Source organism: Metapseudomonas otitidis (assembly GCF_900111835.1).
Taxonomy (GTDB): domain Bacteria; phylum Pseudomonadota; class Gammaproteobacteria; order Pseudomonadales; family Pseudomonadaceae; genus Metapseudomonas; species Metapseudomonas otitidis.
Window position 1 is genome coordinate 59,705 of record NZ_FOJP01000021.1, and the last position, 23,372, is coordinate 83,076.

Annotated in this window: 23 protein-coding genes; 9 read left to right on the top strand and 14 right to left on the bottom strand. The window is 68.3% G+C overall.

What is annotated here, in order from left to right:
- Nucleotides 1-2 precede the first annotated feature (2 nt).
- Both BM198_RS24610 and BM198_RS24615 read right to left on the bottom strand, forming a co-directional pair.
- A complete protein-coding gene (locus BM198_RS24610; protein ID WP_074973163.1) occupies nucleotides 3-785 on the bottom strand; it encodes a YdcF family protein in 783 nt (260 codons plus the stop codon).
- 24 nt (nucleotides 786-809) lie between these two features.
- Nucleotides 810-1,262, bottom strand: coding sequence for a hypothetical protein (locus BM198_RS24615; protein ID WP_074973165.1), 453 nt, complete (start codon nucleotides 1,260-1,262; stop codon nucleotides 810-812).
- A 231-nt stretch (nucleotides 1,263-1,493) separates the two neighbouring features.
- Between BM198_RS24615 and leuS the strand changes: the two genes are divergently transcribed.
- From leuS to lipA, 6 genes are all read left to right on the top strand, one after another.
- Complete coding sequence (gene leuS / locus BM198_RS24625; RefSeq protein WP_074973169.1) at nucleotides 1,494-4,115, top strand: leucine--tRNA ligase; 2,622 nt, start codon at nucleotides 1,494-1,496, stop codon at nucleotides 4,113-4,115.
- Nucleotides 4,116-4,170: 55 nt separating this feature from the next.
- A complete protein-coding gene (locus BM198_RS24630; RefSeq protein WP_044410736.1) occupies nucleotides 4,171-4,782 on the top strand; it encodes an LPS-assembly lipoprotein LptE in 612 nt (203 codons plus the stop codon).
- A 46-nt stretch (nucleotides 4,783-4,828) separates the two neighbouring features.
- Nucleotides 4,829-5,866: a DNA polymerase III subunit delta gene (gene holA, locus BM198_RS24635; RefSeq protein ID WP_074973171.1), complete on the top strand. Its 1,038-nt coding sequence runs from the start codon at nucleotides 4,829-4,831 to the stop codon at nucleotides 5,864-5,866.
- Between the two features lie 75 nt (nucleotides 5,867-5,941).
- Entirely contained in the window at nucleotides 5,942-6,094 is a 153-nt protein-coding gene (gene arfA / locus BM198_RS24640) for an alternative ribosome rescue factor ArfA (protein WP_044410741.1), read from the top strand.
- A gap of 57 nt (nucleotides 6,095-6,151) precedes the next feature.
- Nucleotides 6,152-7,474 carry a lytic murein transglycosylase gene (locus BM198_RS24645; RefSeq protein WP_074973173.1) on the top strand — a complete coding sequence of 441 codons (1,323 nt, stop codon included), beginning with the start codon at nucleotides 6,152-6,154 and terminating at the stop codon, nucleotides 7,472-7,474.
- A 124-nt stretch (nucleotides 7,475-7,598) separates the two neighbouring features.
- Nucleotides 7,599-8,651 (top strand): lipoyl synthase, encoded by a 1,053-nt coding sequence (lipA, locus tag BM198_RS24650; protein WP_074973175.1) that lies wholly within the window; start codon nucleotides 7,599-7,601, stop codon nucleotides 8,649-8,651.
- Between the two features lie 69 nt (nucleotides 8,652-8,720).
- On the opposite strand, the gene lipB is transcribed toward lipA, so the two are convergent.
- From lipB to BM198_RS24705, 11 genes are all read right to left on the bottom strand, one after another.
- Nucleotides 8,721-9,344: a lipoyl(octanoyl) transferase LipB gene (gene lipB / locus BM198_RS24655; protein WP_074973177.1), complete on the bottom strand. Its 624-nt coding sequence runs from the start codon at nucleotides 9,342-9,344 to the stop codon at nucleotides 8,721-8,723.
- A complete protein-coding gene (locus tag BM198_RS24660) occupies nucleotides 9,344-9,622 on the bottom strand; it encodes a DUF493 domain-containing protein (RefSeq protein ID WP_044410750.1) in 279 nt (92 codons plus the stop codon). The genes lipB and BM198_RS24660 overlap by 1 nt, the downstream gene beginning before the upstream one ends.
- Before the next feature lie 89 nt (nucleotides 9,623-9,711).
- Entirely contained in the window at nucleotides 9,712-10,875 is a 1,164-nt protein-coding gene (locus tag BM198_RS24665) for a D-alanyl-D-alanine carboxypeptidase family protein (RefSeq protein WP_074973179.1), read from the bottom strand.
- 96 nt (nucleotides 10,876-10,971) lie between these two features.
- Entirely contained in the window at nucleotides 10,972-11,982 is a 1,011-nt protein-coding gene (locus tag BM198_RS24670; protein WP_044410755.1) for a septal ring lytic transglycosylase RlpA family protein, read from the bottom strand.
- Between the two features lie 3 nt (nucleotides 11,983-11,985).
- Nucleotides 11,986-12,996, bottom strand: a complete 1,011-nt coding sequence (gene mltB / locus BM198_RS24675; RefSeq protein ID WP_044410758.1) for a lytic murein transglycosylase B — start codon at nucleotides 12,994-12,996, stop codon at nucleotides 11,986-11,988.
- Between the two features lie 14 nt (nucleotides 12,997-13,010).
- Complete coding sequence (gene rodA, locus BM198_RS24680; protein ID WP_044410762.1) at nucleotides 13,011-14,156, bottom strand: rod shape-determining protein RodA; 1,146 nt, start codon at nucleotides 14,154-14,156, stop codon at nucleotides 13,011-13,013.
- Entirely contained in the window at nucleotides 14,153-16,054 is a 1,902-nt protein-coding gene (gene mrdA / locus BM198_RS24685) for a penicillin-binding protein 2 (protein ID WP_074973181.1), read from the bottom strand. Before mrdA ends, rodA begins: the two co-directional genes overlap by 4 nt.
- Nucleotides 16,055-16,063: 9 nt before the next feature.
- Nucleotides 16,064-16,531: a 23S rRNA (pseudouridine(1915)-N(3))-methyltransferase RlmH gene (rlmH, locus tag BM198_RS24690; RefSeq protein ID WP_044410767.1), complete on the bottom strand. Its 468-nt coding sequence runs from the start codon at nucleotides 16,529-16,531 to the stop codon at nucleotides 16,064-16,066.
- Nucleotides 16,532-16,543: 12 nt separating this feature from the next.
- A complete protein-coding gene (gene rsfS / locus BM198_RS24695; RefSeq protein WP_044410769.1) occupies nucleotides 16,544-16,897 on the bottom strand; it encodes a ribosome silencing factor in 354 nt (117 codons plus the stop codon).
- A gap of 22 nt (nucleotides 16,898-16,919) precedes the next feature.
- Nucleotides 16,920-17,564, bottom strand: coding sequence for a nicotinate-nucleotide adenylyltransferase (gene nadD, locus BM198_RS24700; RefSeq protein WP_074973183.1), 645 nt, complete (start codon nucleotides 17,562-17,564; stop codon nucleotides 16,920-16,922).
- A complete protein-coding gene (locus BM198_RS24705; protein ID WP_044410774.1) occupies nucleotides 17,564-18,829 on the bottom strand; it encodes a glutamate-5-semialdehyde dehydrogenase in 1,266 nt (421 codons plus the stop codon). Before BM198_RS24705 ends, nadD begins: the two co-directional genes overlap by 1 nt.
- Nucleotides 18,830-19,128: 299 nt before the next feature.
- Between BM198_RS24705 and BM198_RS24710 the strand changes: the two genes are divergently transcribed.
- Nucleotides 19,129-20,352: an alpha/beta fold hydrolase gene (locus BM198_RS24710; protein WP_074973185.1), complete on the top strand. Its 1,224-nt coding sequence runs from the start codon at nucleotides 19,129-19,131 to the stop codon at nucleotides 20,350-20,352.
- Nucleotides 20,353-20,370: 18 nt separating this feature from the next.
- Here the strand turns inward: BM198_RS24710 and BM198_RS24715 are convergent, their stop codons facing one another.
- Nucleotides 20,371-21,231, bottom strand: a complete 861-nt coding sequence (locus BM198_RS24715; protein ID WP_074973187.1) for a class I SAM-dependent methyltransferase — start codon at nucleotides 21,229-21,231, stop codon at nucleotides 20,371-20,373.
- A 113-nt stretch (nucleotides 21,232-21,344) separates the two neighbouring features.
- On the opposite strand from BM198_RS24715, the gene BM198_RS24720 reads away from it, so the two are divergent.
- Entirely contained in the window at nucleotides 21,345-22,055 is a 711-nt protein-coding gene (locus BM198_RS24720) for a DNA-3-methyladenine glycosylase (protein WP_074973189.1), read from the top strand.
- Entirely contained in the window at nucleotides 22,052-23,371 is a 1,320-nt protein-coding gene (locus BM198_RS24725) for a bifunctional DedA family/phosphatase PAP2 family protein (protein WP_074973191.1), read from the top strand. Before BM198_RS24720 ends, BM198_RS24725 begins: the two co-directional genes overlap by 4 nt.
- Nucleotide 23,372 lies beyond the last annotated feature (1 nt).

Here is a 23,372-nt window from a genome sequence, read left to right on the forward strand (position 1 = left end):
GCTCACTCGCTGGCAACCGCTCCCGGGCGGTATGCCAGCGGGTAGGCCAACAGGCCCAGCGCCTCGTTGAGCAACATCCCGCTGTGCCACACCGCCACCGTCTCCGGCAGCCAACCGCCAAACGGCCGTGAATTGGGCGAGGACAGGAACGACGACGGCGCCGTGACCACCTCCAGCCCCGCCTGCTCGAAGCACCAGCGTGCGCGCTGCATGTGGAAGCCCTGGGTCACCAGCACCACTCGCTCGACGCCCTCGGCCTTGAGGATGCGCGCCGACTCCACGGCGTTCTCCCAGGTGGTTCGGCTCGCCTCTTCCAGCCAGCGCACCGGCACGCCCAGATCACGCTCGAACGACTCGGCCATGATCGCCGCCTCGCTGGGCGGCTGGCCGTAGTGGAACCCGCCAGTGACCAACACCGGTAGCTGGGTGGCCTTGGCGATCCGCGCGGCGTAGCGCATGCGCTCCATGGCCAGCAGGCTGGGCTGGTCGCCGTCCCAGGCGGGGTCATCGCGAACCCGCCCGGCACCCAGCACGACGATGGCCTGGGCGCGTCCGGGCAGTTCGGCCCAGCGCGCTTCCTGCAAGGGCGGTTCGGTTTCCAGCCAGCCGGCCAGGGTTTCCACCGTCACCGGCAGGCTCATCGTCCACAGGCCACCGAACCCCATCAGGAAACAGGCGAGCGCCAGGCGGGGGCGACGCGCACGCCACCACCAGGCCAGCAACAGCAGGACCAAAAGGATGCCCGGCGGCATCAGCAGTTGTTTGAACAGATAACGAATCGGCATCGGCACCTCCAGGGTGCGCGAAGCCTATCGGGGATTGCCAGCGCGGAAAAGCTGGGACCCGCAGGTACCGCAGGCCTGGACGCCCTGGCCACGTTGCCAGTTGGCCGGCGCGCCACACAGGGCACAGAGCAGTTGCTGCCGACGCTTGAACAGCGGACGGGCCGCGCGGGCGGGCGGAGTGCTCTTGGGTGCGCTCTTGGGATTACGCACAGGCTTCGCCGCACGGGTGGGTTGCTGCTCGATGAGGGCGAGTTCCTCGGCTGCCGCGTGCCAGCCGCGCAACCAGTTGAGGTCCTTGTCGAGATAAGCCCGAATCAACGCCAGCTCGGCGGGGCTCAGCCCCTTGAGCTCCAGCTCGCTCGGGTGTTCGTTGCGCAGGCGCTCAGCCGTGTCCGCCTCGTCCAGCGCCAGGGCCAGACGATGCAGCAGCCGCTCATAGAGCCCACCCGCCGTTTCTGCTCGCCTCGTCTCCACCATGCAGCACCTCGATACACACTGCAGCGCCCTCATGAAGCAGAAGCTTAGCGGTCACCAGGGCCCCCGCAGGGTGGCCGCGACAAACGGCGGCGGGGCGCGGCCCGCGCGCAATCAGGGTTTCCCTCTGCCAATGGCGCTCATGTATGCTACTGCGCTTGAATTTACGTTTCGCACGCGGTTCAGCGCCCTTCGCGGCCCCGATCCGATGCCCATTTATCAGCGCAAGTAGCCATGCACGAAAACTACCAGCCCCGTGATATCGAAGCCGCCGCGCAGGCCCATTGGGACGCGCACAAATCCTTTGAAGTGAGCGAACAGGCCGGCAAGGACACCTTCTATTGCCTGTCCATGTTCCCCTACCCGAGCGGCAAGCTACACATGGGGCACGTGCGCAACTACACCATTGGCGACGTGATTGCCCGCTACCACCGCATGCAGGGCAAGAACGTGCTGCAGCCCATGGGTTGGGACGCCTTCGGCATGCCGGCGGAAAACGCCGCCATGAAGAACAACGTCGCCCCGGCCAAGTGGACCTACGAGAACATCGCCTACATGAAGGCCCAGCTGAAGAGCCTGGGCCTGGCGATCGACTGGTCCCGCGAGGTCACCACCTGCAAGCCGGACTACTACCGCTGGGAACAGTGGCTGTTCACCCGCCTGTTCGAGAAGGGTGTGATCTACCGCAAGAACGGCACCGTGAACTGGGACCCGGTGGACCAGACCGTACTGGCCAACGAGCAGGTCATCGACGGCCGTGGCTGGCGTTCGGGCGCGCTGATCGAGAAGCGCGAAATCCCGATGTACTACTTCAAGATCACCGCCTACGCCGAAGAGCTGCTCAGCAGCCTCGACGACCTGCCGGGCTGGCCCGAGCAGGTCAAGACCATGCAGCGCAACTGGATCGGCAAGTCCCGCGGGATGGAAGTCAGCTTCCCCTATGACGCCGCCAGCATCGGCCAGGACGGCGCGCTGAAGGTCTTCACCACCCGCCCTGACACCCTGATGGGCGCCACCTACGTGGCCGTGGCCGCCGAGCACCCGCTGGCCGCCATCGCCCTGACCAAGCTGCCGGCCGACAAGGCCGCCGAGCTGCAGGCCTTCATCGACGAGTGCAAGCGCGGCGGCGTCGCCGAAGCCGACATCGCCACCCAGGAGAAGAAAGGCCTGGCCACCCCGCTGTTCGTCGAGCACCCGCTGACCGGCGAGAAGCTCCCGGTGTGGGTCGCCAACTACGTGCTGATGAACTATGGCGAAGGCGCCGTGATGGCCGTCCCGGCCCACGACGAGCGCGACTTCGCCTTCGCCGCCAAGTACAACCTGCTGGTCAAGCCGGTGGTGCGCACCAGCGCCGGTGACGAGACCCCCGCCCCCTGGCAGGACGCCTACGGCGAGCACGGCCAGCTGATCAACTCCGGCGCATTCGACGGCCTGGACTTCCAGGGTGCCTTCGACGCCATCGAAGTGGCCCTGCAGAAGAAGGGCCTCGGCCAGTCGCGCACCCAGTTCCGCCTGCGCGACTGGGGCATCAGCCGCCAGCGCTACTGGGGCTGCCCGATCCCGATCATCCATTGCCCGAGCTGCGGCGACGTGCCGGTCCCCGAGGACCAGCTCCCCGTCGTGCTGCCCGAAGACGTGGTGCCGGACGGCGCCGGCAGCCCGCTGGCGAAGATGCCCGAGTTCTACGAATGCACCTGCCCGAAATGCGGCACGGCGGCCAAGCGCGAAACCGACACCATGGACACCTTCGTGGAAAGCTCCTGGTACTTCGCCCGCTACGCCTCGCCCACCTATGACAAGGGCATGGTCGACCCGGCTGCCGCCAACCACTGGCTGCCGGTGGACCAGTACATCGGCGGCATCGAGCACGCCATCCTGCACCTGCTCTACGCGCGCTTCTTCCACAAGCTGATGCGTGACGAAGGCCTGGTCAGCTCCGACGAGCCGTTCAAGAACCTGCTGACCCAGGGCATGGTGGTCGCCGAGACCTACTACCGCACCGCCTCCAACGGCGGCAAGGACTGGTTCAACCCGGCCGACGTCGAAGTCGAGCGTGACGGCAAGGCCAAGGTCATCGGCGCGCGCCTGAAGACCGACGGCCTGCCGGTGGAAATCGGCGGCACCGAGAAGATGTCCAAGTCGAAGAACAACGGCGTGGACCCGCAGGCCATGATCGACGCCTACGGCGCCGACACCTGCCGCCTGTTCATGATGTTCGCCTCCCCGCCGGACATGAGCCTGGAATGGTCCGACGCCGGCGTCGAAGGCGCCAGCCGCTTCCTGCGCCGCGTCTGGCGCCTGGCCCAGGCCCACGTCAACGCCGGCCTGCCGGCTGCGCTGGACACCGCCGCCCTCTCCGACGCCCAGAAGGACGTGCGCCGCGCGATCCACCTGGCCATCAAGCAGGCCAGCCAGGATGTCGGCCAGCACCACAAGTTCAACACCGCCATCGCCGCCGTGATGACCCTGATGAACGTGCTGGAGAAAGCGCCCCAGGCTGACGCCCAGGACCGCGCCCTGCTCCAGGAGGGCCTGGAGACCGTGGCCCTGCTGCTGGCCCCGATCACCCCGCACATCTGCCACGAACTCTGGCGTGAACTGGGCCATGCGGACGCCGTCATCGACGCCGCCTGGCCGAAGGTCGACGAGAGCGCCCTGGTGCAGGACACCCTGCAACTGGTGGTGCAGGTCAACGGCAAGCTCCGTGGCCAGATCGAGGTGGCGGCCGACGCCAGCCGCGAGACCGTCGAGGCAATCGCCCGCGCCAACGAGAACGTGCTGCGCTTCACCGAAGGCCTGACCATCCGCAAGGTGATCGTGGTCCCGGGCAAGCTGGTCAACATTGTCGCCAACTGACTTCACACCGGGGCTGCCGCGCAGCCCCGGCGATTCGCCAAGGGGAAAACCAACGATGAAGAAACGGAATCTGCTGGTCCTGGGCCTGACGCTGACACTCGGCGCCTGCGGCTTCCAGCTGCGCGGCACCGGCGACACCCAGTTCGCCCTCAAGGAAGTGGACGTCACCGCCCGCAACTCCTACGGCGAAACCGTCAAGCAACTGCGCCAGCTGCTCAAGCACAGTCACGTCAAGGTGCATGCCGGTGCGCCCTACCGCATCGTTCTGACCCGCGAACAGGAAGAAAGCCGTTCCGCCAGCTACAGCGGCAACTCGCGCACCTCCGAATACCAGCTGAGCAACACCCTGGACTACGAGATCCGTGGCGGCCAGAAAGACCTGCTGCTGCTGCAGGACCGCGTCGACGTACAGCGCTACTACACCCACGACAGCAACAACCTGATCGCCTCCGACCAGGAATCCGCGCAACTGCGCCAGGAAATGCGCCGCGACCTGATCCAGCAAGTGGCCATGCGCCTGCAGCTGATCACCCCTGAGCAGCTGGACACGCTGCAGGCCCAGGCCGAAGCCAAGGCCCAGGCCGAAGCAGAAGCACTGGAAGCCGCCCGTCGCGCGGAAGAAGCGCAGCAGCCGCAGCAATCCCCGCTGCAACTGCCCATCAAGTAAGCGCCCCGCCCGGTTGCGCGATCGCGCCGCCGGGCAGCCCTCCCCCATGAAGCTCAACGCCGCCCAGCTCAGCAAGCACCTGCAAGGCAACCTCGCCCCTGTCTATGTCGTCAGCGGTGACGAGCCCCTGCTCTGCCAGGAAGCCTGCGACGCCATCCGCAGCGCCTGCCGCGCCCGCGACTTCAGCGAGCGCCAGGTGTTCAACGCCGAGAACAACTTCGACTGGGGCCTGCTGCTGGAGGCCGGAGCCAGCCTGTCGCTGTTCGCCGAGCGCCGCCTGATCGAGCTGCGCCTGCCCTCCGGCAAGCCCGGCGACAAGGGCGCAGCAGCCCTGATGGAATACCTGGCCCGACCGCCGGAAGACACCGTCCTGCTGGTCAGCCTGCCCAAGCTGGATGGCAGCACGCAGAAGACCAAATGGGCCAAGGCCCTGATCGACGGCGCGGACGCCCAGTTCATCCAGATCTGGCCGGTGGACGCCCACCAGCTGCCCCAGTGGATCCGCCAGCGCATGGCCCAGGCCGGCCTGGCCGCGAGCCAGGAAGCGGTGGACCTGATCGCCGCCCGGGTGGAAGGCAACCTGCTGGCCGCCGCCCAGGAGATCGAAAAGCTCAAGCTGCTCGCCGAAGGTGCCCAGGTGGATGCCGCCACGGTCCAGGCGGCCGTTGCCGACAGTGCACGCTTCGATGTCTTCGGCCTGATCGACGCCGCACTCAACGGCGAACCCGCGCACACCCTGCGCACCCTCGAAGGCCTGCGGGGCGAAGGGGTGGAAACCCCGGTGATCCTCTGGGCCCTCGCCCGTGAGCTGCGCCAGCTGGCCGGCATCGCCCAGCAGTACGCCCAGGGCGTCCCGCTGGAGAAAGCCTTCGCCTCGGCCCGCCCCCCCATCTGGGACAAGCGCCGCCCCCTGGTCAGCCGCGCCCTGCAACGCCACCCGGCCTCACGCTGGAACCAGCTGCTCAGCGATGCCCAGCGCATCGATGCGCAGATCAAGGGCCAGGCCCCCGGTGATCCGTGGATCGGCCTCGCACACCTGGCCCTCAGCCTCGCCGGCCAGCGCCTGCCCATCCCCGCCGCCTGACACTGGACATCGCCCGCACGCGGGCGCAAGATGCGCGCGCCTGCAACCCCGCAGGCGCCCAGTGGAGAACCGGCCATGGCCAAGCAACGCAAGAAACCCAACAAAGCGAAGAGCATCGTCGCCCAGCCCCTGTTCCGCAGCCGCCAGGAACAGCCACTGAAAGGCAAAGGCAGCTACCGCAGAGAAGCCTCCCGTAACTGGGAGGCTTCTTCGCTTCTGGCCGCCTGAAAACCCGGCATCCGTGCTAAGGTCGCGGCTTGTTTGGCCTGCCGTCGAGACCTCTCCATGTTCCGCGCACCAGCCCCCGGCCCCATGCTCCGCAGCCTGGCCGTGGCTTCCACCCTCGCAGCCCTGAGCGCCTGCGCCGAAACACCCACTGCCACCGCGCCCGCCCCGCAGCCCAATACCGCCACGGCCACCACCGTGCTGGCCACGCCCGGCCCATCGAGCACGGCCGCAACCCCGTCCCCGGTGATCGCCCAGCCCAGCGAGAGCTTCGAACAATGGCGTGACCGTTTCCGCCAGGAAGCCCTGGCAGCCGGCATCCGCGCCACCATCCTCGACCAGGCCTTCGTCGGCGTCACCCCCGACCCGAGCGTGGTGGCCGCCGACCAGAGCCAGCCCGAGTTCACCCGCCCCGTCTGGGAATACCTCGACGGCGCACTGTCGCCCTACCGCGTGCGCAAGGGCCAGGGCCTGCTGAAACAGCACGTCACCCTGCTCAGTGCCATCGAGAGCCGCTACGGCGTCGACCGCCAAGCCCTGGTGGCGGTGTGGGGTATGGAGAGCAGCTTCGGCCAGTTCATGGGCGACAAGTCGGTGATCCGCTCCCTCGCCACTCTGGCGTATGAAGGACGTCGCCCGGCCTTCGCCCACGAACAGCTGATCGCCGCCCTCGGCATCATCCAGCACGGCGACATCCAGCCCGCCGGCATGCGCGGCTCCTGGGCCGGCGCCATGGGCCAGACCCAGTTCATCCCCACCACCTACAACAGCCACGCCGTGGACTTCGACGGCGACGGTCGCCGCGACATCTGGAACTCCACCGCCGACGCCCTGGCCTCCACCGCTCACTACCTCAAGGCCTCCGGCTGGCAGATGGGCAAGCCCTGGGGCGCCGAGGTGCGGCTGCCGGCCGGCTTCGACTACGCCCAGGCCGACGCGGACATCCGCAAGACGGTCGGCGAGTGGCGCCAGCTCGGAGTCCAGGTGCCCCTGGCACCGGGCCTCGACCTGGACCGCGCCTCGCTGCTGGTGCCCGCCGGCCATCGCGGCCCGGCCTTCCTGGTGCTGGACAACTTCCGCGCCATCCTGCGCTACAACAACTCCTCCTCCTACGCCCTGGCCGTGGGCCTGCTGGCCCAGCGTTTCGACGGCGCGGGGCAGATCGCCGGCGCCTGGCCGAAGGAGGACCGCCCCCTCAGCCGCACCGAGCGCATCGAGCTTCAGGAAGCCCTTGCCAGCAGCGGCTACAGCCCGGGCAGCGCCGACGGCATCATCGGCGCCAACACCCGCAAGGCCATCCGCGGCTACCAGCAGCGCCTGGGTTGGCCCGCCGACGGCTACCCCACGCCAGCCCTGCTGCTGCAACTGCGCAACGGTCGCTGACCCCCTTCTGTCGCCGGGCCCGAGCGGCCCGGCGGCTGCCAGACCGGCGCCGCCTTTGTGGTAGAATCCGCCACCCTCCTTGCCCCCTGCGGCAGCCTGATCAGCCTCTAGCGGAGCCCGTCCGATGTCCGATACCAGCCCGTCCAAACCCGTCGCCAGTGGCGAGAAGTTCCGTACGGCCCAGGGGATCACCGCAATCAAGGACGGCCAGAAGCGCCGCAACTCCGCCGAGCCCCAGGTGTTCGAACCCAAGCCCAAGTGGCTGCGGGTCAAGGCACCCGGTGGCAGCCGCTTCGAAGCGGTCAAGCGCAACGTCGGCGAACACCGCCTGAGCACCGTGTGCCAGGAATCCCACTGCCCGAACATGGGTGAATGCTGGTCCAACGGCACCGCCACCATCATGCTGATGGGCTCCGTGTGCACCCGGGCCTGCCGCTTCTGCGCCGTGGACACCGGCAACCCCAACGGCTGGCTGGACCTGGAAGAGCCGCAGAACACCGCCAAATCCGTCGAGCTGATGGCCCTGCGCTACATCGTGCTGACCTCGGTGGACCGCGATGACCTCGACGACGGCGGCGCCAGCCACTACGCCGCCTGCGTGCGCGCCATCAAGGAGCGCACCCCCCAAGTGGTGGTCGAGGCGCTGACGCCGGACTTCGACGGCGACCTGCTGTCCATCGAGCGCGTGGTGGATTCGGGACTGGAAGTGTTCGCCCAGAACGTCGAGACGGTGAAGCGCCTCACCCACATCGTCCGTGACCCCCGCGCCGGCTACGAGAAGACCCTCGACGTGCTGGCCCACGCCAAGCGCCATCGCCCGTCGGTCCTGACCAAGACCAGCCTGATGCTTGGCCTGGGCGAGACCGATGAGGAAATCATCGAGACCATGGACGACCTGCGCGCCATCGGTGTCGACATCCTCACCCTCGGCCAGTACCTGCAGCCGACCCGCAACCACCTGCCGGTGCAGCGCTGGGTCAGCCCGGAAGAGTTCAACCGCTTCCGCGACATCGGCCTGGAGAAGGGCTTCATGGAGGTCGCCGCCGGCCCGCTGGTGCGCTCCAGCTACCGCGCCGACCGCGTATTCGAGAAGAACAACCTGGGCCTCGCGGCGCCGGTACCGGTTCCCGGCCAGTCCACCGACGAGAGCCTGATCCCGGCACTCAACCTGAACTGATCCGCGCTCAGTAAAAAGCCCCCGTCGGCGCAGGCCGGCGGGGGCTTTTTCATGGCAGCGGCAATGAGGTCAGCCGGCGTAGCCAAGCCGGACACGCAGGGCCTGCTCCAGGCGCTCCGCCACCTCGTCGAAGGGCGCGGGCTGCGCCAGCAGGTCCTTCAGCTGGACCATCTTCAGCCCGGCATAGCCACAGGGGTTGATGCGCCAGAAGGGCGACATGTCCATGTCGACGTTCAGCGCCAGGCCGTGGAAGGAACAGCCACGGCTGACCCGCAGGCCCAGCGAGGCGATCTTGTCGCCGTTCACGTAGACGCCCGGCGCGTCGGCCTTGGGGGCCGCCTCGATGCCGTAGGTGGCCAGCGCATCCACAAGGCTCTGTTCCATGGCGGTGACCAGCTCGCGCACACCGAGGCCGAGGCGGCGCAGGTCCAGCATCAGGTAGGCCACCAGCTGGCCGGGGCCGTGGTAGGTCACCTGGCCACCCCGGTCCACCTGGATCACCGGGATGTCCCCCGGTGCCAGCAGGTGCTCGGCCTTGCCGGCCTGGCCCTGGGTGAACACCTGGGGGTGCTGCAGCAGCCAGATCTCGTCGGGCGTCTGCTCATTACGCTCTGCCGTCAGGCGGCGCATCGCCTCGAAGGTGGGCAGGTACTCGACCAGCCCGAGGCGACGCACGATCAGCTCGGGCGCCACTACAGCACCATGTGCACGCGGCCGGTGGCGCGCAGGTCGACGTGGATCGCCTGCAGCTGGTCGACGCTGGTGGCGGTGATCAGCACCTGCACGGAGAGGAAGCGACCGTTGCGGCTGTCGCGGGCCACCAGGGTGGTGACGTCGAGGTCGGGGGCGTGGCGCTGGATCACTTCGATCACCAGGTCGGCGAAGCCTTCACCGGCATCGCCGATCACCTTGATCGGGTAGCGCTCGCAGGGGAATTCGATTTTCGGGGCTTGTACGTCGGTATCGGTCATGGCGGCGGCGGACCCGTAGTCCGCGAGGCGGAAGCCCCGTCTCCGGGCGGAGTACGGGGCTTCGGCACTGGGTCAGTGGTGGGATCGGCTCAGTTGAACAGGCCGAAGAAGAACAGGCGGATGCTATCCCACAGGCGGCGGAAGAAACCACCCTCCTCGACAGCTTCCAGGGCAACCAGGTCGGCGCTGTGCACCACCTTGTCGTCCAGCTTCACTTCGACCTTGCCGATCACGTCACCCTGCTTGATCGGAGCGACCAGTTGGGGCGACAGGGTCATGGCGGCCTGCAGCTTCTGCAGCTGGCCCTTCGGCAGGGTCATGGTCAGGTCGTTGGCCAGGCCGGCCTTCACTTCGCGGGCGGTGCCCTTCCAGACCTGGGCTTTGGCCAGCTCGGTGCCCTTCTGGTAGAAGGTCTTGGTCTCGAAGAAGCGGAAGCCGTAGGTCAGCAGCTTCTGGGTCTCGGCGGCGCGGGCCTGCTCGCTGTTGGTGCCGAACACCACGGCGATCAGGCGCTGGTTGTCACGCACGGCGGAGGCCACCAGGCAGTAGCCGGCCTCGTCGGTGTGGCCGGTCTTCAGGCCGTCGACGGTCTTGTCACGCCACAGCAGCAGGTTGCGGTTGGGCTGCTTGATGTTGTTCCAGAAGAACTCCTTCTGGGAGTAGATGGCGTAGTGGGCCGGATCCTCGTAGATGATCGCGCGGGCCAGCAGAGCCATGTCGTGGGCCGAGGAGAAGTGCTCGGGGTTGGGCAGGCCGGTGGCGTTCATGAAGTGGCTGTTCTTCATGCCCAGCTTTTCCGCCGTGGTGTTCATCATGTCGGCGAAGGCGTCTTCGCTGCCGGCGATGTGCTCGGCCACCGCGACGCTGGCGTCGTTGCCGGACTGGATGATGATGCCGTGCAGCAGGTCGCTCAGGGCCACCTGGGTGTTGACCTTGACGAACATGCGGGAGCCGCCGGTGCGCCAGGCGTGCTCGCTGATGGTGACCGGGTCGTTCTCGCCGATCTGGCCCTTGCGGATCTCCAGGGTGGCGATGTAGGCGGTCATCAGCTTGGTCAGGCTGGCGGGCGGCAGGCGCTCGTCACCGTTGTTCTCCACCAGCACCTGGCCGCTCTGCGCGTCCATCAGCACATAGGACTTGGCAGCCAGTTGCGGGGGGGCGGGAAGGATCTGCTCGGCGGCCTGCGACACCGGCATGGCGATGAGCAGAGCGGCTGGCAGTAGGAGGCGTTTCGCGAAGCTGATGATGTTCATCCGTCTCTCTGAATTGGTTGAAGGTGAAACAGTCCCTTGCGGGAAGAAGGAGGGCGACCCCGGAACCGCGCACTGCTCCGGGTCCGCCATCCGGCGTCAGTCCGGTTTGACCAGGGTCGGCTGACCCAGGTTCGCCAGCCTGATGCTGTCCTGGAGCTGCTGGGCTTCACCCTGGGTGTCGATCGGCCCCAGGCGCACCCGATGCAAGATCTGCTGGTTGCGGGCCACCGAGCTGATGAACACCGGGGCAGCCACCATCGAGCTGAGCTTGTCCTTCAGGAGTTCCGCAGCGTCCGGATTGGCGAAGGCGCCAACCTGGAGATACAGGCCAGAGGCTCCGAGTGAAGCGTTTTTTTTTGAGTCGATCTGCACCGGCAGCACGGCAGCGGCATGCTGCTCCGGCGGCGGGGTGTACTGCTCGACCGTGGAGGCGGCCACGATGGGCGCCTGAGCGGCAGGCGCCGGCTGGGGCTTGGCCACCTGCTGCGGCTGGGCCAGCACCATGGGCACCGGACGCCCCTGGGCAGCCCACCACTCATGGGGATCGATGCCCTCGACCTTCACCCGCGCGGTGCCGACCTCGGCATAGCCGAGCTTCTTCGCCGCGGCGAAGGACAGGTCGATGATGCGGTCGGAGTAGAACGGCCCGCGGTCGTTGACCCGCAGGATCACGCTGCGGCCGTTCTCTAGGTTGGTCACGCGGACGTAGCTGGGCAACGGCAGGGTCTTGTGGGCGGCGGTCATGCCGTAGAGGTCATAGGCCTCGCCGTTGGCGGTGGCCTGGCCGTGGAACTTGGTGCCGTACCAGGAGGCGGTGCCCACGGCCTGGTAGCGGCGGGCGTCGGCCATCGGGTAATAGGTCTTGCCCATCACGGTGTAGGGGTTGGCCTTGATGCTGCCGTAGTGGGGCATCGGCACCGCGTCGGGGATGCGCGAGACGTCCACGTCCCACCAGGGCGCGCCGTCCCTGTGCGGGCGGGAGTAGTCACCGGGGCCGGAGATCTGGCCGCCCGGCTGGGTGTACTGGGGGCTGCGGCTGCTGGAACAGCTGGCCAGCAACAGGGCCAGGGTGCCGTAGGTGGCAATTCGGATCGGAAGAGACCGCATGGATTAACGCCCGCCCCGCGCTTTGACCAGGGATTCGGAAAGCTGATGCACCGCCATGGCATACATCGCGCTGCGATTGTAGCGGGTGATCACGTAGAAGTTGGGAAGCCCCATCCAGTACTCCAGGCCATCGGCGCCGTCGAGCTTGAACGCAGTGACCGCGAGATCATCGCGCAAGGCATCGCCGCTTGCCCAGCCCAGGGCACGCAGTTCACCCACGCTTTTCGTCGGTTCCAGGCCTTCGCTGAGGCCCTGTTCGGCCTGCTCGCCACGCACCTGGGCGCGGCTGACCACCTGTGCACCGGCGACCCAGCCATGGCGCTTGAAGTAGCTGGCGACGCTACCGATGGCGTCCACCGGGTTGCCCCAGATGTCGATGTGGCCGTCGCCGTCGAAATCCACGGCATAGGCACGGAAGCTGCTCGGCATGAACTGCGGCAGGCCCATGGCGCCGGCGTAGGAGCCTTTCACGCTGAGCGGATCGATCTGCTCTTCACGGGCCAGCAGCAGGAACTCCTTGAGCTGCTTGCGGAAGAAGTCCGCGCGGGGCGGGTAGTCGAAGCCCAGGGTGGACAGCGCATCCATCACCCGGTAGCTGCCGGTGTTGCCGCCGTAGAAGGTCTCGACGCCGATGATGGCGACGATCACCTGGGCCGGCACGCCGTACTCCTGCTCCGCACGGGCCAGGGCCTCGGCGTGCTGGTTCCAGAACGCCACGCCCTTCTGGATACGGGCATCGGTGATGAAGATCGGCCGGTATTCCTTCCACGGCTTGACCCGCTCGGCCGGGCGCGAGATCGCATCGAGGATGGCCTGCTTGCGCTGCACCTCGCGGAACAGGGCGACCAGTTGCTCCCCGGCGAAGCCGTAGTCGCGGGTCATCTCCGAGACGAACTCGGCGACCTGCGGGCTGCCGTCGTAATCCCCTGCCGATGCCGGGCCGGCGAGGCCCAGCAGGCCTGCCAGGCCGATTCCGGCGGCGCCTTGCACCATCCAGCTACGCAGTACGTTCAATGCTTCCACTCGTTTCAAACCTGGGCGATCCATTTGCGATGGGTATGGACCGCCATCAAAATCCCGAAGCCCGACAGCAGCGTCACCAGGTGGGTGCCACCGTAGCTGATGAAGGGAAGGGGTACCCCCACGACCGGCAGCAGACCGCTGACCATGCCGATGTTGACGAATACGTAGACGAAGAAGGTCATGGTCAGGCTGCCCGCCAGCAGCTTGCCGAACAGCGTCTGGGCCTGGGCGGTGATGACCAGCCCGCGCCCGATCAGCAGCAGGTAGACCAGCAACAGGATGCAGATGCCCACGAGCCCGAACTCTTCGCCGAGGACGGCAATGATAAAGTCCGTGTGGCTTTCGGGCAAAAAATCCAGGTGCGACTGGGTGCCCAGCAGCCAACCCTTGCCGAACACCCCGCCGGACCCGATGGCCGCCTTGGACTGGATGATGTTCCAGCCCGTGCCCAGGGGGTCGCTCTCGGGGTCGAGGAAGGTCAGCACGCGCTGCTTCTGGTAGTCGTGCATCACGAAGTACCACATGCCCACCGCCACCGGGACCACCGCCGCCACCGCGCCGAGGATCCAGCGCCACTGCAGGCCGGCCATGAACAGCACGAAGGCCCCCGAGGCCAGGATCAGCAGCGCCGTGCCCAGGTCCGGCTGGCGCACCACCAGCACGAAGGGCACGGCGATCAGCGCCAGGCTGACCACAATGTGCTTGAGCTTGGGCGGCAAGGTCCGCTTGGACAGGTACCAGGCGATCATCGCCGGCATCAGGATCTTCATGAATTCCGCCGGCTGGAAGCGGATCACCCCGGGGATGTTGATCCAGCGGGTCGCGCCCATCGCGTTGTGGCCCATCACGTCCACCGCCACCAGCAGCAATACGCCGCCGGCATAGCCCAGGGGCACCCAGCGGGCGAGGAAGCGTGGCTCGAACTGAGCGATGGCGCACATGGCCGCCAGGCCGATGCCGAAGGACGAGGCCTGCTTCATCAGCAGGTCCCAGTGCTTGCCGCTGGCGGAATAGAGGACGAACAGGCTGCCCACCGCCAGCAACAGCAACAGCAGCAGCAACTGGCCGTCGATGTGCAGGCGCTGCAGCAGGCTGGCCCGGCGGCGCATCACGTCTTCGTTGGACAGGGTACGGTCGAAGTTGCTGTTCATCGGCGAACACTCGCATCAGCGGTCGCAGGCGCGCCTGCGGGACGGAATTCAGGCTTGAGCTGGCCATCCGGGCCGAGCAGCCAGGCGTCCATCACCTGCTTGACCACCGGCGCCGCCACCCCGGAACCGGACTCGCCGTTCTCCACCATCACCGCCACGGCGATCCTGGGGTCGTCAGCGGGGGCGAAGCCGATGAACAGCGCGTGGTCGCGGTGGCGCTCCTGGACCTTCGAGCGGTCGTACTTCTCGCCCTGCTTGATGGCCACCACCTGCGCGGTACCAGACTTGCCGGCGATGCGGTAGACGGAGGTATCGCCCACCTTGCGGGCGGTGCCTCGCGCGCCGTGCACCACCTGCTCCATGCCGGAACGTGCGTAGTCCCAGTACTTCGGGTCGCGCAGGGTGATGTCGGGCATCGGGTTCTCGTCCACCGGCAGTTCGCCGCCGATGCTCTTGGCCAGGTGCGGACGAATCCACTTGCCACGGCTGGCCATCAGCGCGGTGGCCTGGGCCAGCTGCAACGGCGTGGCCTGCATGTAACCCTGGCCGATGCCGAGGATCAGCGTCTCCCCCGGGAACCAGGCCTGGCGATAGCGCGAACGCTTCCAGTCGCGGGAGGGCATCAGGCCCGGCGTTTCCTCGAACATGTCCAGCGCCACCTTCTGGCCGAAGCCGAAGCGGCTCATGGACTTGTGCAGGCGATCGATGCCCATCTTGTGGGCAAGGTCGTAGAAGTAGGTGTCGTTGGACCGCATGATCGCGGTCTCCAGGTTCACCCAGCCGTCACCGGAGCGGTTCCAGTTGCGGTACTTGTGGTCGTAGTTGGGCAGTTGGTAATAGCCCGGGTCGAACACCCGCGAATCCGGCGTCACCACCCCGGCTTCGAGGCCGGACACCGCCACCATCGGCTTGACCGTCGAGCCCGGCGGGTAGAGCCCGCGCAGCACGCGGTTGTACAGCGGCCGGTCGATGGAGTCGCGCAGCTCGGCGTACTGCTTGAAGCTGATGCCGGTGACGAAGGGGTTCGGGTCGAAGCTCGGCTGGCTGACCATGGCCAGCACGTCGCCGCTGGACGGCTCGATGGCCACGATGGCGCCACGGCGCCCACCCAGGGCGTTCTCCGCCGCTTCCTGCAGGTGTGCGTCGAGGGTCAGCACCAGGTCCTTGCCGGGCTTCGGATCGGTGCGCTTGAGCACCCGCAGCACACGGCCACGGGCGTTGGTCTCGACTTCCTCGTAACCCACCTCGCCGTGCAGCGTGTCTTCGTAGAAGCGCTCGATGCCGGTCTTGCCGATGTGGTGGGTGCCGCTGTAGTTGATCGGGTCGAGCTCCTTGAGCTCCTTCTCGTTGATCCGCCCGACGTAGCCCACCGAGTGGGCGAAGTGCGCACCCTGCGGGTAGTGGCGCACCAGCTGGGCCGCCACCTCCACGCCGGGCAGGCGGAACTGGTTCACCGCAATGCGGGCGATCTGCTCTTCGGTCAGCTCGAACAGCACCGGCACCGGTTCGAAGGGGCGCCGGCCCTGCTTCATGCGCTTTTCGAACAGCGCCCGGTCGTCCGGCGTCAGCTCCAGCACCTCGACGATCACGTCCAGCACGCTCTTCCAGTCGCCAGCGCGCTCGCGGGTCACGGTCAGGCTGAAGCTGGGGCGGTTGTCGGCGATGATCAGGCCGTTGCGGTCGAAGATCAGCCCCCGTGTCGGCGGGATCGGCTGCACATGCACCCGGTTATTTTCCGACAGCGTGGAGTGGTACTCGTACTGGATCACCTGCAGGTAATACAGGCGGGCGATCAGCGTGCAGGTCAGCAGCAGCACCGCAACGGCGCCCACCACGACGCGCCGACGCACCAGGCGGGCATCCTTCTCGTGGTCCTTCAGGCGGATCGGTTGCGGCATCGGTACGGCTTACTTGTGGTAGGGGTGCCCGGAGAGCACGGTCCAGGCGCGGTAGATCTGCTCGCCCACCAGGATCCGCACCAACGGGTGCGGCAGGGTCAGCGGCGACAGCGACCAGCGTTGCTCGCTGCGCGCGCAAACCTCCGGTGCCAGACCCTCGGGGCCGCCCACCATGAGGTTCACGGTGCGCGCATCGAGGCGCCAGCGGTCGAGCTCGGCAGCCAGTTGCTCGGTGCTCCAGGCGCGCCCTTCGACTTCCAGGGTGACGATGCGTTCCCCAGGCTGGACCTTGGCCAGCATCGCCTCGCCTTCCTGGCGGATCATCCGCGCCACGTCGGCATTCTTGCCGCGCGTGGTCAGGGGGATCTCCACCAGGTCGAGGGACAGCTCGGACGGCAGGCGCTTGGCGTACTCGTTCCAGCCCTCCTCCACCCAGCGGGGCATGCGTGAGCCGACGGCGATCAGACGCAGACGCAAGGCGGTGCTCCGTTATTCCTGGGGATGCTGGGCGCGGCTCTGCTCGGCGCCCTGCCACAGGCGCTCCAGGTCGTAGAACTGGCGGGTGGCGACCTGCATCACATGCACGACCACATCCCCCAGGTCCAGCAGGGCCCACTCGCCGCCGTCCAGGCCTTCGCTGCCCAGCGCGCGCACGCCGTTTTCCTTCACCTTCTCCAGCACGTTCTCCGCCAGGGACTTGACGTGGCGGCTGGAGGAGCCGCTGGCGATCACCATGAAGTCGGTGACGCTGGTCTTGCCGCGTACATCGATGGTGGTGATGTCCTGGGCCTTCATGTCTTCAAGCGCCGCGAGGGCGATCTTGACCAGTTCTTCGTTTTGCATCGGTTCAATTACCTCGGATGAATCAGTTCGCCGCACGGTACAGGCCGTGCGCGTGGATATAGGCCAGCACCGCGTCGGGCACAAGGAAGCGCACCGAGCGCCCGTCGGCCAGCAACTGGCGGACCTGCGTGGCGGAAACCGCCAGCGGGGACTGCCAGACGAATGAAATCTGCCCACCAGGCCCGCTCAGGCTCAGGGGATCGGCCACACTGCGCGCCGCCAGCAGGTCGCGCAGCTCCTCGGGCGGTTCGGCGTCCGCATCCGGCCGCTGCAGCACCAGGATGTGGCAGTGGTTAAGCAACTCCTCCCAGCGGTGCCAGCCCGGCAGGCCGCAGAAGGCGTCCCAGCCGAGCATCAGGAACAGCTGGTCGGACTCGCCCACTTCGGCGCGCAGCGACTCCAGGGTGTCGATGGTCCAGGACGGCCGCTCGCGGCGCAGCTCGCGGTCGTCCACCCGCAGCGGCGGCAGGTCGGCCACCGCCAGCTCCACCATCGCCAGCCGGTCGGCCGCCGACACCTGCGGCGCCTCGCGATGCGGCGGGCGGGCGCTGGGGATCAGGCGCAGCTGGTCGAACGCCATCAGCTCGGCCACCTCGAGGGCGCCCCGCAGATGGCCGATGTGGACCGGGTCGAAGGTGCCGCCGAAGAGGCCGATACGCTGGCTCATCAGGTGCGGATGTGCCCGTCGCCGAAGACCACGTACTTCTCGCTGGTCAGCCCTTCCAGGCCGACCGGGCCGCGTGCGTGCAGCTTGTCGGTGGAGATGCCGATCTCCGCGCCCAGGCCGTACTCGAAGCCGTCGGCGAAGCGGGTGGAGGCATTCACCATCACCGAGGCGGAATCCACCTCGGTGAGGAAGCGCCGCGCATCACTGAAGTTCTCGGTGATGATCGCGTCGGTGTGTTGCGAGCCGTAGGTGTTGATGTGCTCGATGGCCTGCTCCAGCCCATCGACGATGCGGATGGACAGGATCGGCGCGTTGTACTCGGTGCGCCAATCGTCCTCGGTCGCCTCCAGCACGTCGCTGCCCAGCAGCGCGCGGGTGGCCGCATCGCCACGCAGTTCGACGCCCTTGTCGCGGTAGATGGCGGCCAGCGGCGGCAGCACGCGCTCGGCGATGCTGCGGTGCACCAGCAGGGTCTCCATGGTGTTGCAGGGCGCGTAGCGCTGGGTCTTGGCGTTGTCCGCCACGCGGATTGCCTTGTCGATGTCGGCGGCGACGTCGATGTAGACGTGGCAGATGCCGTCCAGGTGCTTGATCACCGGCACCTTGGCGTCGCGGCTGATGCGCTCGATCAGGCCCTTGCCGCCACGGGGGACGATCACGTCCACGTACTCCGGCATGCTGATCAGCGCGCCCACGGCGGCGCGATCGGTGGTTTCCACCACCTGCACCAGCTCGGCGGGCAGGCCGGCGTCTGCCAGGCCCTGCTGGATGCAGCGGGCGATGGCCTGGTTGGAGTGGATGGCCTCGGAGCCGCCGCGCAGGATGGTGGCGTTGCCCGACTTCAGGCACAGGCTGGCCGCGTCGATGGTCACGTTCGGGCGCGACTCGTAGATGATGCCGATCACACCGAGCGGCACGCGCATCTTACCCACCTGGATGCCGGAGGGCAGGTAGCGCATGTCGCGGATCTCGCCGATCGGGTCCGGCAGCCCGGCCACCTGGCGCAGGCCCTCGATCATGTCGTCGATGCGTGCCGGGGTGAGCGCCAGGCGGTCCAGCATGGCTGGCTCCAGGCCGTTGGCCCGGCCATTGGCCAGGTCCAGCTCGTTGGCAGCGGACAGCTCCGCACGGGCGGCGTCCAGGGCATCGGCGGCGGCCAGCAGGGCGCGGTTCTTCTGCGCGGTGCTGGCACGAGCGGCCACGCGCGAGGCGGCGCGCGCGGCGCGGCCCAGGCGGGTCATGTAATCGAGAACGGACTCGGTCATGGTCTCGGCGTCTGGCGGTTGGGAAAAGTGGGCGATTATAGCCCGCGCGCGCCGCCGCCGCCCAGCGGCGCCGGGCGGATGGTAGACAGCCCGTTCCGGCGCCCCGGCGAACCCCACCCGAACGCCCAGGCCACGCAGGCCGGGGCGAGACGGTGACACCCGGCCACACCGCACCCCACCGAACCCGCCCGAAGGATGGGTAAACAAAATCGTCACCGGTGTTTACCTTCAAAGCGTGCCACCGCGCCCCGAACCGCGGCGAGAACAACAACAAGGCGCCCGAGCGCCGGAGAATCGCCATGCATTACCGCACCGGTTACCACGCCGACCAGCTCGGCACGCCCCCGTCCGTCCTCGAAACAGGGTCCTGGCGCCTGCATTACCAGGCCTGGTCCCGCAACGCCCACGACCCCCGCCCTCCCGTCCTGATGCTGGGAGGCGCGTTCCAGAGCTTCCGCTCCTTCGCCGCCGAGGTGGAGGAACTGCTGGAGCACCACCCCGTGATCCTCCTCGACCTGCCCGGCCAGGGCGGCAACCTGCAACTGGCCCCGGAACTGGGGCTGGAGGCGCTGGCCGACCTGATCGCCGACTTCGCCGAGGCCCTCGCGCTGCCGCCGCTGATGCCCATCGGCCTGTCCTACGGATCGGCCCTGGCGGCGCTGTTCGCCAGCCGCCATCCCCAGCGCTGTGCACGCCTGCTGCTGGCGGGCGTGACCACCTTCGGCCGCCCCGGCGCCCGCGCCCTGCTGGAGGAGAGCCTGCGCCTGCTGGAAGAAGAGCGCCTGGCGGAGTTCGCCCAGGGTTCGCTGACCGGCCTGATCAACCCGCTGCGACTGGAACGTACCGGCATCAGCCCCGGCTTTCGCAAGGCCATGCTGCGCCAGCTGCAACGCCTGACCGGCGCCGAGCGCGAGCGCTACCGGCAGAACAGCCGCCGCCTACTGGATTTCGCCGGGTTCACGCACTACCCCAGTTGCCCGACCCTGGTGCTGGCCGGCGAGTTCGACCACTTCACCCAGCCCTGGGAGCACGCCGCCTTCGCCGCCGCCTGCACCCAAGCCGACTGCGCGCTGATCCACAACGGCGACCACCTCGCCCAGTTCGAGCGACGCGACGCCTGCGCCCAGCTGTACCGACCCTTCTTCCTCGACCAGGCGCTGCCAGCCGCGCCCATCGGCGCGACCCGTCTGGCCCGCAGCCGCCTCAATGAGGTGGAGCGCCGCCAGGAGCCCCGGCTCGCGCCGGCCCAGCGTGCCGGTCGGCTGCACCACGCCGAGCTGGGCAGCCTCTCGGTGGAGGTTCAGGAGCTGGGCTTCTTCGGTGCCCGCCTGCAGGCCGCATTCCCGACGGGGTTGCCGGTGCGGGGCTGGCAACTGGCGTTGGAGGGCCTGCCGGCGCTGGACCTGCTGCCCCTGCGCCAGGCCGGTGACGCGCTGTCCCTGGTGTTCACCCACATGGACGCCGCCGCCAGCACCGCCCTTGCCGAGCACGTTCGCCCGGCGCAACTGGCGGCCGCCGCCTGACGGGTAGGCCACCGGGGCTCAGGCCCCGGTGCGGGCCTCCACCACCCGTACCAGGGCAGGCCAGCGCCCGGGGGGCAAACCAAGCCCGGCCCCTTGTTCAGCCGGGTCCAGCACCGAGACCCGGTCGAAACCGCATGCCGAAAAACCCTCGACGATGGCCTCGGCACTGCGGTAGTGCAGCGGGTAGTGCCCACGCGTGAGCCGCCCCACCAGGCCGACGCCCCAGCGCACCTGGCGGTAGCGCGGGTGCTCGCGCAGGTCCGGGTAGAGGTCGGTGAGGTAGGTGGCGCGGGGGAAGCGGCGCATCTGCTCGGCCAGGCGCTGCCAGAAACCCTCGATCACCGGCAACTGGAAGTAGTTCACCAGCCCCTCGGTGATCACCACCACCGGCAGCCCGGTATCCAGCCCGGAGAACAGCGCCTCCAGCCCTTGGGCGCCCTCCCCGGCAAGGATGTCCACCGCACGCACCTGGTGACGGCTGTTCAGCCAGCCTTCGGCATGCAGCAGCAGGCGCTTGCGCGCGGCCATCGGCGGCAAGTCCGCCTCCAGGTAGCGCAACTGCGGATGGCGCAGGCAGAAGCGCCGCCCCCGGGGCGACAGCCCGCAGGCGATCTCCACCACCTGCACCACACCCTCGTCGCGGATCGCCCGCTCCAGGCGGGCGTCGATCAGCAGGTGGCGCTGCAGCAGGAACTGCTCGATGTCCAGCCCGAACAGCGCTCGCGCGCCCCAGGCGATGGGGCTGAGCGCGCCGTGGACCCAGCGCCCGAACGCCGTGGCGAAGGGCGCCTCGGCCAGGCGATGGCGGTACCAGACATAGCCGGTGTAATGGGCACTGGGGGTGATATGGGCGCTGTCGGCGCGAACGGCTCGGGGCATGGCAGGCTCTTATTGTTTTTCTGGGTGTGTTCCCGCCCCGCCGTTCAGCTTCGATCAAGCGGGGCTTCCGTATAATCGCCAGCCTATTCCGAGCCATAGCCCACCAACAGCCCATGCCCGACGATCCCACCCTAAGTTTGCCCTGGCCCGGCGCCCGCCCCCTGGCGGACGGGTTCTTCGACCGCGATGCCCAACTGCTGGCCCGCGAGCTGCTGGGCAAGGTCATCCGCCACCGCGTCGACGGGCGCTGGCTGTCGGCCCGCATCATCGAGACCGAAGCCTATTACCTGGCCGAGAAAGGCAGCCACGCCTCCCTCGGCTACACCGAGAAGCGCCGGGCGCTGTTCCTCGATGGCGGCCACATCTACATGTATTACGCCCGGGGTGGCGACTCGCTGAACTTCAGCGCCAAGGGGCCCGGCAACGCGGTGCTGATCAAATCCGCCTACCCCTGGGTGGATGCCGTGTCCGGCCCCGAGGCCCTGGCCGTGATGCAGGCCAACAACCCCGATGCCCAGGGTCGCCCGCGCCCGCCCGAGCGCCTCTGCAACGGCCAGACGCTGCTGTGCAAGGCGCTGGGGCTGAAGGTGCCGGACTGGGACGCGCAACGCTTCGCCCCCGCCCGGTTGTTCGTCGACGACACGGGCGCACGCCCCACCGTCATCATCCAGACCAGCCGCCTCGGCATCCCCAGCGGCCGCGACGAGCACCTGCCCTACCGCTTCGTCGACGCCACCTACGCCCGCCACTGCACGCGCAACCCGTTGCGCCGGGGGCAGGTCGAAGGCGAGCACTACCACCTGATCGAAGGAACGCCCGCATGACCGAATGGCTGCACGCCATCACCGACTGGCTCAGCGCCAACCCGCAGTGGCTGGGCCTGGCCATCTTCACCATCGCCTGCGTCGAATGCCTGGCCATCGCCGGCATCATCGTGCCCGGCACCGTGCTGCTGTTCGCCGTGGCGGCCCTGGCCGGCAGCGGCGCCCTGGGCCTGGGCGAGACGCTGCTGCTGGGCTACCTCGGCGGCCTGCTGGGAGACGCCATCTCCTATGGGCTGGGGCGGCGCTTCCACCAGAACATCCGCCGACTACCCGGTTTGCGCCACCACCCGGAGTGGCTGGCCGGGGCCGAGACCTATTTCCAGCGCTACGGCGTGGCCAGCCTGCTGGTGGGGCGCTTCATCGGCCCGCTGCGGCCCATGCTGCCCATGGTGGCCGGCATGCTGGACATGCCGCTGCCGCGCTTCATCGCCGTCAGCCTGGTGGCGGCGGCCGGCTGGTCCGTGGCCTACCTGCTGCCCGGCTGGGCTGCCGGGGCGGCCTTCCGCCTGCCGTTGCCGGAAGGGTTCTGGAGCGAGGCCGCCGTGGTGGTGGTCGCGGTGCTGGTGATGATCGGCCTGATCGTCCAGGGCAGCCTGCGGCACAAGCGCTGGGCCACCTCGCTCGCCGCCGGCCTGAGCCTGGTGCTGCTGGTGGCGCTGTTCTTCGGCTGGTCGTCGTTGCATGACTTCGACCAGGGCCTGATGGCACTGGTGCAGGAACAACGCCAGGCCACCCTCGACAGCCTGGCGGTGCTGGTGACGCGCCTGGGCGATTTCCGCACCCAGTTCTTCGCCGGCGCGCTGATCACCGGCCTGCTGCTCCTGGCCCGGCAATGGCGCCACGCGCTGTTCGCCGGGGGCACGCTGATCACCACCGCCCTGGCCAACGGCGCCCTCAAGCACCTGTTCGCCCGCGCCCGACCGGACGTACTGGCCGAACCGCTGAGCAGCTTCAGCTTCCCCAGCGGCCACAGCTCCGCCGCGTTCGCCTTCTTCCTGGTGCTGGGGGTGCTGGCAGGCCGTGGCCAACCGCCGCGCCTGCGCCTGACCTGGATGCTGCTGGCCTGCCTGCCGGCTGCCAGCATCGCGCTGTCGCGGGTCTACCTCGGGGTGCACTGGCCGACCGACATCATCGCTGGCGCCCTGCTGGCCAGTTGCGTGTGCGCCGGCTGGCTGGCACTGATCCAGCGCCAGGCCTCGCTGCCGGCGATGAGCCCACGGGTCTGGTGGCTGTTGCTGCCGGCCGCACTGGCCCTGCTCGGCGGCTTCGCCACCTGGGCGCTGCCGGAAGCCTTCAGCCTGTATCGCTACAAATAGA